Source organism: Terrisporobacter muris (assembly GCF_024621905.1).
Classification (GTDB): Bacteria; Bacillota; Clostridia; order Peptostreptococcales; family Peptostreptococcaceae; genus Terrisporobacter; species Terrisporobacter muris.
Genome location: NZ_JANKBY010000110.1, coordinates 1 through 10,651, shown reverse-complemented (window position 1 = coordinate 10,651; position 10,651 = coordinate 1). Strand labels below are relative to the sequence as shown.

9 protein-coding genes are annotated in these 10,651 nt (G+C 30.7%); all 9 read left to right on the top strand.

Annotated elements, in window-relative coordinates; all coding sequences use genetic code 11:
- Positions 1-92 precede the first annotated feature (92 nt).
- The 9 genes from NSA58_RS10065 to NSA58_RS10025 all read left to right on the top strand — a co-directional run bounded on the left by NSA58_RS10065 (position 93) and on the right by NSA58_RS10025 (position 10,647).
- Positions 93-1,241, top strand: a complete 1,149-nt coding sequence (locus tag NSA58_RS10065; RefSeq protein ID WP_074079947.1) for an iron-containing alcohol dehydrogenase — start codon at positions 93-95, stop codon at positions 1,239-1,241.
- Positions 1,242-1,249: 8 nt separating this feature from the next.
- On the top strand, positions 1,250-2,095 hold the full coding sequence (locus NSA58_RS10060) for a class II fructose-bisphosphate aldolase (protein WP_074079971.1): 846 nt from the start codon (positions 1,250-1,252) through the stop codon (positions 2,093-2,095).
- Between the two features lie 13 nt (positions 2,096-2,108).
- The gene (iolC, locus tag NSA58_RS10055; protein ID WP_074079948.1) at positions 2,109-3,125 is read left to right on the top strand and encodes a 5-dehydro-2-deoxygluconokinase; all 1,017 of its coding nucleotides are present in this window, start codon (positions 2,109-2,111) and stop codon (positions 3,123-3,125) included.
- Positions 3,126-3,136: 11 nt separating this feature from the next.
- Positions 3,137-3,925 carry a 5-deoxy-glucuronate isomerase gene (locus NSA58_RS10050; protein ID WP_074429609.1) on the top strand — a complete coding sequence of 263 codons (789 nt, stop codon included), beginning with the start codon at positions 3,137-3,139 and terminating at the stop codon, positions 3,923-3,925.
- Between the two features lie 12 nt (positions 3,926-3,937).
- Positions 3,938-5,863: a 3D-(3,5/4)-trihydroxycyclohexane-1,2-dione acylhydrolase (decyclizing) gene (iolD, locus tag NSA58_RS10045; protein WP_074079950.1), complete on the top strand. Its 1,926-nt coding sequence runs from the start codon at positions 3,938-3,940 to the stop codon at positions 5,861-5,863.
- A gap of 70 nt (positions 5,864-5,933) precedes the next feature.
- Positions 5,934-6,953, top strand: a complete 1,020-nt coding sequence (iolG, locus tag NSA58_RS10040) for an inositol 2-dehydrogenase (RefSeq protein WP_257560427.1) — start codon at positions 5,934-5,936, stop codon at positions 6,951-6,953.
- A gap of 69 nt (positions 6,954-7,022) precedes the next feature.
- Complete coding sequence (gene iolE, locus NSA58_RS10035; protein ID WP_074079952.1) at positions 7,023-7,919, top strand: myo-inosose-2 dehydratase; 897 nt, start codon at positions 7,023-7,025, stop codon at positions 7,917-7,919.
- Between the two features lie 149 nt (positions 7,920-8,068).
- Complete coding sequence (locus NSA58_RS10030; RefSeq protein WP_074429611.1) at positions 8,069-9,481, top strand: MFS transporter; 1,413 nt, start codon at positions 8,069-8,071, stop codon at positions 9,479-9,481.
- A 362-nt stretch (positions 9,482-9,843) separates the two neighbouring features.
- Positions 9,844-10,647 (top strand): formate/nitrite transporter family protein, encoded by an 804-nt coding sequence (locus NSA58_RS10025; RefSeq protein ID WP_074429612.1) that lies wholly within the window; start codon positions 9,844-9,846, stop codon positions 10,645-10,647.
- The last annotated feature ends 4 nt before the right edge of the window (positions 10,648-10,651 follow it).

Here is a 10,651-nt window from a genome sequence, read left to right as displayed (position 1 = left end):
TAACAAAAACTGTTGATAAATTAAAATTATAGGTCTATAATATAATCAAGATACAAAAAGAATTAGCTAAAAACAAATGGGGGGAATAATAAATGGCAAATATATTTTTAACACCTAACAAAATTATTACGGGAGAAAATGCTTTAGAATTATCATCATGTCATATTAAGACCTTAGGAAAAAAAGCCTTAATTGTAACTGATAATATGATGATTAAATTAGGAAATTTAGAAAAAGTTACTAAAGTATTAGAAACGATAAATATAGAGTATGTTATTTATAGTGAAGTAAACAGTGAACCTACCAACATTATGGTAGAAGAAGGGAAAAAAATTTATAAAGATAACGATTGTGACTTCTTAATAGCATTAGGAGGCGGATCTCCGATAGATACTATGAAAGCTATAGGAGCAGTGTTAACTAACGAGGGAGATATAAGTAGCTACATAGGTAAATTAATTGAAAATCCATTACCAAATATGGTGGCAATACCAACAACAGCAGGTACAGGATCAGAAGCTACTCAATTTACAATTATATCTGATGTAGAAAAAAGTATAAAAATGCTTATAAGTGGTCCAGTTCTTATGCCAAACTTAGCCGTTATAGATCCAGTTTTCACAATGACAGCACCACCTGCAGTGACAGCTGCAACAGGTATAGATGCATTAACACATGCAATAGAAGCTTATACATCAAGAAAAGCTCAACCAATGTCAGACTCATTTGCAATTTCAGCAGTAAAAAGAATCTTCAATAACTTAAAAACAGTATATGTAGAAGGTGACAATGTTCAGGCAAGAGCTGAGATGGCGATTGGATCATTAGAAGCAGGAATAGCATTTAACAATGCATCTGTAACAATAGTTCATGGAATGAGTAGACCAATCGGAGCACTTTTCCATGTACCACACGGATTATCAAATGCAATGTTATTAGAAAAATGTTTAGAATTTGCAAAAGATGGATGTGAGGAAAAATTAGCAGATTTAGCTAAGGCAATTGGTATAGAAAATTTAGGTGTAAAAGAAAGTGCAGAGGCTTTCATAGAAGAAGTAACTAAATTATGTAAAGAACTTAAAATAATGACATTGGAAGAATTTGGAGTAGAAAAGGAAGAATTTTATTCAGTATTAGATAAAATGGCTGAAGATGCATTAATAAGTAAAAGTCCTTTAAATACAATGAGAATACCAACAAAAGAAGAGATAATAGAAATTTATAAATCTTTATGGGAGTAGGTGAAAAAATGGCTTTAGCAAATATGATTGATATATTGAAGAAAGCAGATGAAGGAAATTATGCAGTAGGAGCTTTTAATGTAGCCAACATGGAAATGATTATGGGGGCAATAAAAGCAGCAGAAGATCTTAGCTCACCTATCATAATACAAGTAGCAGAAGGAAGATTAGAATATTCACCACTAGATTTAATCGGACCGATGATGATAGCAGCAGCAAAAAAAGCAAAAGTAGATGTGGTAGTTAATTTAGATCATGGATCAAAAATGGAAAATATCAAAAAAGCATTAGAATTAGGTTTTACATCAGTAATGATAGATGGTTCTAAACTTCCTTTAGAAAAAAATATAGAACTAACAAAAAATGTAATAGAAGAAGCTAATAAATATGGTGTTCCTGTGGAAGCTGAAGTTGGAAGAGTAGGTGGAAGTGAAGATAGTAGCAAAGCTGTAAGTATTTTATACACAGATATAGAAGATGCTAAGAAGTTTGTAAAAGAAACTAATGTTAGTACTTTAGCAGTTGCAATAGGTAATGCACATGGTATTTATCAGGGAGAACCTAATTTAAATTTTGAAGTTTTAGAAAATATCAATGAAGAAATAGAAATACCATTAGTACTTCATGGGGGAAGTGGAATAACAGAAGAAGACTTTAGAAAGTGTGCTAGAACTGGAATAAGAAAGATAAATATTGCTACATCAACTTTCAACTCAGTAAATAATGAAGCTAAGAATTTATATAAAGAAGATATAGATACTAATTATTTTAAATTAAACTCAGCTCAAATAAAGGGAGCTTATGATAATGTATATAAATATATAAAAATATTTGGTAGTGAAAATAAAGCTTAGGGGGGAAATGATAATGAAATATATTGAATTTCAAGAAAATAGAGAGATAGATATTATACCAATAGGAAGAGTTGCCATAGACTTTAATCCAGTAGATGTACATAGAACATTAGCAGAAAGTACAACATTTAAAAAGTACGTAGGTGGTTCTCCTGCTAATATAGCAGTTGGATTAGCAAGATTAGGTAAAAAAGTTGGATTTATAGGTAAAGTATCAGATGATAGATTCGGAGATTATGTAACTGATTACTTTAAAAATGAAGGAATAGATGTATCTAATATATCTAGATGTAAAAATGGTGAGTCTTTAGGGTTAACGTTTACAGAGATATTAAGCCCAACAGAAAGTTCAATATTAATGTATAGAAATGGTGTAGCAGACTTAATGCTAGACGTAGATGATATAGATGAAGAATATATAAAGAAAGCTAAAGCAATAGTAGTATCAGGAACAGCTCTTTGTCAAAGTCCTTCTAGAGAAGCAGTACTTAAAGCAGTGGAACTAGCTAAAAAGAATAAAACTATAGTTATATTTGATATAGATTATAGAAGTTATAATTGGAAGAATAATGATGAAATAGCTATTTATTATTCTACAGTGGCTAAAGATAGTGATATAATAATTGGGTCTAGAGAAGAGTTTGATTTAACTGAAGGTCTTATGACACCATATAGTACAGATTCAGAAACAGCAAAAAGATGGTTAGATTATGGGAATAAAATAGTAGTAATAAAACATGGAAAAGAAGGATCAACAGCTTATACACAAGATGGAAAATCTTATAAGATAAAACCTTTTCCAGTTAAACTTTTAAAATCTTTTGGTGGTGGAGATGCCTACGCATCAGCATTCTTATATGCTTTATTAGAAGGTTGGGAAATGATAGATTCGTTAGAATTTGGTAGTGCATCAGCTGCCATGTTAGTTGCAAGCCATAGCTGTTCTCAAGACATGCCAAGTGCAGAAGCGGTAAAGGAATTTATAAAAGAAAAGAAGGAACAATTCGGAGAAATGGTAGCAAGAGCATAAGGGGGGGAATTATGTTAGAAAGAATAGGAGAATTAAAACAAGGAAGAAATATTTTAACTGAAATAGATGGAAAACATAGCAACATGCTTATGGATATATCTATAGAAAAAATGACTGAAGGTGATTGCTTAAAATTTTTACACAGTGAAAAAGAAATGGCAATACTTTTAATAGATGGTGAAGTAACATTTAAATATGAAAATGAAGAAAAAACTTTCAAAAGAAGTTCAGTATTCGATGAAGAGCCAACTTGTTTACATGTATGTAAGGGAGTAGAAGTAGAAGTTGAAGCCAATAGTGATGTTGAATTATTAGTACAATTAACTAATAATGAAAATACTTTTGAAACTAAACTTTATACACAAGAAGATACAAGAACAGATATATTTGGTGAAGGTGTTTGGAATGATACAGCAAGAAGAGCTGTAAGAACAGTATTTGATTACAATAATGCGCCTTATTCAAATATGGTTATGGGAGAAGTAATAACTTACCCAGGAAAATGGTCAAGTTATATACCTCATCATCATGAGCAACCAGAAGTTTACTATTATAAATTTAATAAGCCACAAGGATTTGGATTCTCGTTAATAGGAGAAGATGCTTATAAAATAGTAGATAATAGTTTTTCTGCTATACCAGGAGGACTTGTGCATCCTCAAACATCAGCTCCAGGATATGCAATGTACTATTGCTGGATGATAAGACATTTTGATAATAATCCATGGACTGAAAGAGTTGACTTAGATGAGCATAAATGGTTGCTTGAAAAAGGTATAAAAATATGGCCTGAAAAATAGGGGGATAAATATATGAAAACTTTAAGAATGACAACAGCGCAAGCTTTAGTCAAATTTTTAGATAACCAATATATTAGCTTTGATAGAGTGGAATCAAAGTTTGTAGAAGGTATATTTACCATATTTGGACATGGTAATGTGGTTGGACTTGGACAAGCTTTAGATGAAAATCCAGGAGAATTAAAAGTTCATCACAGTCGAAATGAGCAAGGAATGGCTCTAGCAGCTATGGGATTTGCTAAACAAAATAATAGAAAGAAAATATATGCTGCAACATCATCAGTAGGACCAGGAGCAGCAAATATGGTAACAGCAGCGGCTTGTGCAACTGCTAATAATATACCTCTTTTATTATTACCAGGAGATGTATTTGCAACAAGACAACCAGATCCAGTTTTACAACAAATAGAACAACCTCACAATTTATCAATAAGTACTAATGATGCTTTTAAACCAGTTTGCAAATACTGGGATAGAGTAAGTAGACCTGAACAATTAATGAGTGCAATGTTAAATGCCATGAGAGTACTTACAGATATGGGGAATACAGGTGCTGTATGTGTAGCATTACCACAAGATGTACAAGGAGAAGTTCACGATTTTCCAGAAAGTTTCTTCAAAAAGAGAGTACATAAAATGGTAAGACAATTACCAAGTGTGGAAGAATTAGAAGAAGCTATAAGCCTTATAAAAAGAAAAGAAAAACCGCTTATAATATGTGGTGGTGGTGTTAAATATTCTGATGCAGGAAAAGCTTTGCTAGACTTTGCTAATAAATATAATATACCATTTGCAGAAACTCAAGCTGGTAAAAGTGCAATAAAAGCAAGTGAAGAGTTAAACTTAGGTGGAGTAGGAGTTACAGGAAACTTAGCTGCTAATATTATAGCTAAAGATTGTGATTTAGTTATAGGAGTAGGAACAAGATTTACAGATTTCACTACTGGATCAAAATCTTTATTTAAAAATGAAAACATTGACTTCTTAACTATAAATACATCAAGATTTGATGCAAGTAAGTTAGATGCAGTAAGCTTAGTTGGTGATGCAAAAGTAACTTTAGAATACTTAAATGAAAAATTAGAATACTATACAACTCAATATTCTGATGAAGTAAAACATGCTAAGAAAGCATGGGCAGATGAGTTAGATAGATTATTAAATATAGAATATAAAGAAGGATTTATTCCAGAAGTAACAGATAGAACTGAAACTACAGTAGAAGACTTTATAAAAGTTCATGGAAGTACATTAACTCAAACAAGAGCAATTGGAGTAATTAATGAAGCTCTAAAAGAAAATTCTATAGTGGTAGGAGCTGCAGGTAGTTTACCAGGAGACTTACAAAGAATATGGGAAACAGATGAAAAAGATGCTTATCATATGGAATATGGATACTCTTGTATGGGATATGAAATAGCTGCAACTCTTGGAGCAAAATTAGCTTCTCCAGATAAAGAAGTTTATGCAATGGTGGGAGATGGAAGTTTCCAAATGCTTCATTCAGAGCTTGTAACAGCTCTTCAAGAAAAGCAAAAAATAAACTTATTATTATTTGATAACTGTGGATTTGGATGCATAAACAATCTTCAAATGGGTAATGGGATAGGAAGTTTATGTACTGAATTTAGATATAGAAATAAAGAAACAAATAAATTAGATGGTGACTTTATATCAATAGACTTTGCTAAAGTTGCAAGTGGATATGGTGTTAAGACTTACACTGTTAAAACAGTAGAAGAGTTAAAAGCAGCATTGGAAGATGCTAAAAAACAAACTATATGTACATTAATAGATATTAAAGTTCTTCCAAAAACTATGACTCATGGATATGATGCTTGGTGGCATGTGGGAGTAGCTGGAGTATCAGAAAAAGAAAGTGTAAGAAAAGCATTTGAAGAAAAAGAAGCAAATTTACAATTAGCAAGACAATATTAAGATATATTATAAACTTAAAACTAGATAAAAATGGTGAATATTAAAAATAATAAACATAGGGGGAAATAAAATGATAAATATAGGTATAATCGGAGCAGGAAGAATAGGAAAAGTTCATGGAGAAAGTATATCAAAGTATGTTAAAGGTGCTAGAGTAAAATCTATATACAATTTTATATTAGATGATGAAACAGTAGCTTGGGCAAAAGAAATGGGAATAGATGAAGTATATGATGATTACAACAAAATTTTAAATGATGAAGAAATAGATGCAGTTTTAATATGTACATCTACAGATACTCATTCCCCAATATCTATAGAAGCAATAAGAGCAGGAAAGCACGTATTCTGTGAAAAGCCAATTGATCATGATATTCAAAAAATAAAAAATGTAATGGAAGAACTTGAAAAATCAAATGTTAAATATCAAGTTGGATTTAATAGAAGATTTGACCACAACTTTATGGCAGCTAAAGAAGCAGTAGAATCTGGAAAAATTGGAGATATGAATATAATAAAAATAACTTCAAGAGATCCAGAGGCTCCTCCAGTAAGCTATGTAAAAGTATCAGGAGGAATGTTCCTAGATATGACTATACATGATTTCGATATGGTAAGATTCTTATCAGGTAGTGAAGTTGAAGAAGTATATGCAATGGGTGCAGTACTTGTAAATGAAGAAATAGGAAAAGCAGGGGATATAGATACAGCTATAATAACTATGAAACTTGCTAACGGAGCATTAGCTGTAATAGATAACTCTAGAGAAGCTTGTTATGGATATGACCAAAGAGCTGAAGTATTTGGATCTAAAGGTTGTATACAAATAGGAAATGATGCTAATTCAACAGCAGTATTAAGTAATAAGGATGGAGTAACAGGTGAAAAACCACTTTATTTCTTCTTACAAAGATATATGATGGCATATGCAAACGAAATAAGCCAATTTGTAGAGGCTATAGTAAATGATACAGAAGTTCCAGTAAGTGTAGTAGATGGATTAAATCCAGTATTAATAGGACTTGCTGCACAAAAATCTTTAAGAGAACAAAGACCTGTTAAAATAAGTGAAATAGAAGTCCAGAATTAGAAGCAACTTTAGTTTAATAAATAGAATCAAATTATTTAAATCATTTATAAAAATTGGGGGGAAACTGAAATGTTTAATAAAGATAGAGTTAAATTAGGAATAGCACCAATAGCTTGGACAAATGACGACATGCCGGATTTAGGAAAAGAAAATACTTTTGAGCAGTGTATAAGTGAAATGGCACTTGCTGGATTTACAGGAAGTGAAGTAGGTAATAAATATCCAAGAGATACAAAAGTTTTAAGAAAAGCTTTAGAACTTAGAAATATGCAAATAGCAAGTGCTTGGTTTAGTTCATTCTTAACAACTAAGCCCTATGAAGAAACTGCAAAAGAATTTATAGAACATAGAGATTTCTTACATGAAATGGGTGCTAAAGTTGTAGTTGTATCTGAACAAGGTCACAGTATACAAGGACAAATGGAAACACCAGTGTTTGATGGAAAATATATCATGAATGAAGATGAATGGAAAATGTTAGCTGAGGGATTAAATAAACTAGGTGCTTTAGCAGCGGAAAAAGATATGAAATTAGTATATCATCACCATATGGGTACTGTTGTTCAAACAACTGAAGAAATAGATAAGTTAATGGAAATGACGGATGAAAACTTAGTTTACTTATTATTTGATAGTGGTCACTTAGTATATTCAGGTGAAAATGCTTTAGAAGTATTAACTAAATACGTAAATAGAGTTAAACATGTTCATTTAAAAGATATAAGATGTGATGTAGTAAAACAAGTTAAAGAAGAAAAGTTAAGTTTCTTAAAAGGGGTTAGACTTGGAGCATTTACAGTGCCAGGAGATGGATGTATAAATTTTGAACCTTTATTTAAAGTATTAGCAGAAAATAATTATGAGGGTTGGTTATTAGTAGAAGCTGAGCAAGATCCAGCAATAGCAAATCCATTTGAATATGCATTAAAAGCTAGAAAATATATAGCAGAAAAAACAATGTTATAAAATAGTGCAGTATGAATTAAACTGAAATTCTAAATTAATTAGTAGTAGATGTACTAAGGTATAAAATCTTAGTACATCTACTGTATAAGAAATATTAGAATAGTTAAATAGAGATAGAATCTAATTAAAAATTGAGAGGATAGATTGAAATGGAAAAAACAGTTCATGATAATAGTCTTGTTAAGAATGATCAGTTTCTAAAAGTTCCCTTTGCAACTAAAGTTGCATATGGATGTGGGGATGTAGCATGTAATATAAGTTTTGGTGTAGTTGGAACATATCTTACATTATTTTATACAGATTATATAGGAATACCAGCAGCAACAATAGGTTTAGTAATGCTTATATCAAGAATATTTGATGGTGTATCAGATGTAGTTATGGGATATTTAGTGTCTCATACAAAATCTAAATACGGTCAATCAAGACCGTGGATTCTTTGGACAGCCATACCTTATACAATTTCTATAATACTATTATTTATGGTGCCGCAAACATCACCAACCCTACAGTTTATTTATATTTTTGTAACTTATAACTTTAGTACTACAATAATGTATACAGCTGTAAACCTTCCTTATGGAAGTCTTTCAGCAATGCTTACACGTGATCAAAGTGAAAGAGATATGGTATCTGTATTTCGTATGGCAATGTCACCATTTGGTCGTATAGCTATAGCTATGTTTACTATGCCAGTAGTAAAGTTTTTAGGTAATGACCAAAGAGCGTGGGTTATATCAATTTCAATATGGGCTTTTGTAGGATTATTACTTCTTTTATTCTGTTTTGCTAAATGTGAAGAAAAGGTTTGCATAGAAAGAAAAACTCCTGAAAAGAAAGAAAAAGGAAATGCAAAAGCAACTTTAAAAGCACTTTTTACAAATCAATATTTCTGGGCAGTAGGAATATTATGGATGCTTCAAAATGCAACAGTTGGAATTACAGGAATGATACTTCCATACTATTGTAAATATATATTCCAAAATGAAACTTGGATGTATAGCGTTCTTTACTTCTCAGAGTTTATAACAGTTATAGTAGGTGTAATGTTATGTCCTATACTTATAAAGCGTATAGGAAAAAGAAATACAGTTCTTATAGGGGCATTTATAGCATTGGCAGCACAATGTATATTTATAATTAATCCATATAGTTTTGAACTTACTCTTGGAATATCAATATTAAGAGGACTTGGAGCAGCGCCACTTAATGCTTGTGTATTTGGTATGCTTAACGACGTTGTTGAGTTTGGTCATTGGAAATCAGGTTTACGCCAAGAAGCATATATATTCTCAGCAGGATCTGTTGGAAGTAAAATAGGACCTGGTATAACAACTGCAATAGTAACAGGTATCATGACAATGAGTGGTTATATAAGTTCTACGAGTGGTGTAGCAATACAACCACAATCAGCATTAGATGCAATTGTTAACCTTTATGCATATGGACCATTATTGGTTTGGATAATAGTAGCAGTAGTTACACTAATGTACAAACTTGATAAAATATATCCTAAGATTATGGTAGAACTTGCTGAACGTGAAGCAAAAGGTGAATGCTAATAACGAATAATATTTTTTATATATTTTTAGATATGTCTATATATGATATAGATTTATACGGATAATATCTGAATTATGAAGTAGATAAAGTATTATGTAGAGAATAAAGTCAATAATATTCAGAATTTACTGAATTTAATGGCGTGTAAATAGGAGATATAGGGGTTTAGTAACAGTAGAAGGCGTCGTATTATCTACAATATTAAGATATTATTACAAGTAGTTTTTGAGACTGATAAATTAATTGATATTAAGTGTTTAGAGATCGTTAACACTTAATTAAAAAAACTATCTACTTATTGATTTTTAATAATTAAAGTAGGTAGTTTTTTAAATTATTTAAAAAAGGAGATTATTAGAATATGAAAAAGGTAGATATAGAAAATATTTCGAACATAGCTTCAGATAAAGTGCAATTAACAAAGTCTAATCCAGCCAAATTTATAATGAGGTCTGTAGTAGCAGGACTTTATTTAGTGGTAGCTATAATATTATCTTATACAGTAGGAGCAGTGTTATACAAAACATATCCAGAGTTAGCGAAGATACTTGTGGCATCTACTTTTTCACTAGCACTGGGTTTAATTGTATTTTTAGGTGGTGAACTTTTTACTGGTAGTAACTTTGTCATGGCTATAGGTTATTTAAATAAAAGATGTAAGATAAAAGATGTAATGAAAGTATGGATACTATGCTATATAGGAAATGCTATAGGAAATATTTTTTTAGCTTTTTTATTTGTAAAAAGTGGTGCATCTATTGATATAATTCAGAATTATCTCGCTAGTTTTGTTCATACAAAATTACAATTACCAATTATAGAATTAGTAATAAGAGGAATTTTATGTAATTTTATGGTATGTATAGCTGTACTAGCTACTATAAAAATGAAATCAGAATCTGGAAAGCTAACAATTATGTTTTGGTGTGTATTTGTATTTGTAATAGCAGGTTTTGAACATAGCATAGCTAATATGGGGATATTTTCAATTTCTTATTTGTTGTTAGATAATATATCAATAGTATTAATACTCAGAAATCTATTTTTTGTAACGTTAGGAAATATAGTAGGTGGAGCAGTTTTATTAGCGCTTCCTATTAAGTTTATGACTATAGAAGATGAGGACTTATGCAAGAATGAAAAAAAATTAAAAAGAGTTTTATAAATAG

Excerpts from the sequence above, each read along its gene's own strand:
- NSA58_RS10065 (WP_074079947.1), top strand. The coding sequence starts at position 93 with ATGGCAAATATATTTTTAACACCTAACAAAATTATTACGGGAGAAAAT.
- NSA58_RS10060 (WP_074079971.1), top strand. The coding sequence starts at position 1,250 with ATGGCTTTAGCAAATATGATTGATATATTGAAGAAAGCAGATGAAGGA.
- iolC (WP_074079948.1), top strand. The coding sequence starts at position 2,109 with ATGAAATATATTGAATTTCAAGAAAATAGAGAGATAGATATTATACCA.
- NSA58_RS10050 (WP_074429609.1), top strand. The coding sequence starts at position 3,137 with ATGTTAGAAAGAATAGGAGAATTAAAACAAGGAAGAAATATTTTAACT.
- iolD (WP_074079950.1), top strand. The coding sequence starts at position 3,938 with ATGAAAACTTTAAGAATGACAACAGCGCAAGCTTTAGTCAAATTTTTA.
- iolG (WP_257560427.1), top strand. The coding sequence starts at position 5,934 with ATGATAAATATAGGTATAATCGGAGCAGGAAGAATAGGAAAAGTTCAT.
- iolE (WP_074079952.1), top strand. The coding sequence starts at position 7,023 with ATGTTTAATAAAGATAGAGTTAAATTAGGAATAGCACCAATAGCTTGG.
- NSA58_RS10030 (WP_074429611.1), top strand. The coding sequence starts at position 8,069 with ATGGAAAAAACAGTTCATGATAATAGTCTTGTTAAGAATGATCAGTTT.
- NSA58_RS10025 (WP_074429612.1), top strand. The coding sequence starts at position 9,844 with ATGAAAAAGGTAGATATAGAAAATATTTCGAACATAGCTTCAGATAAA.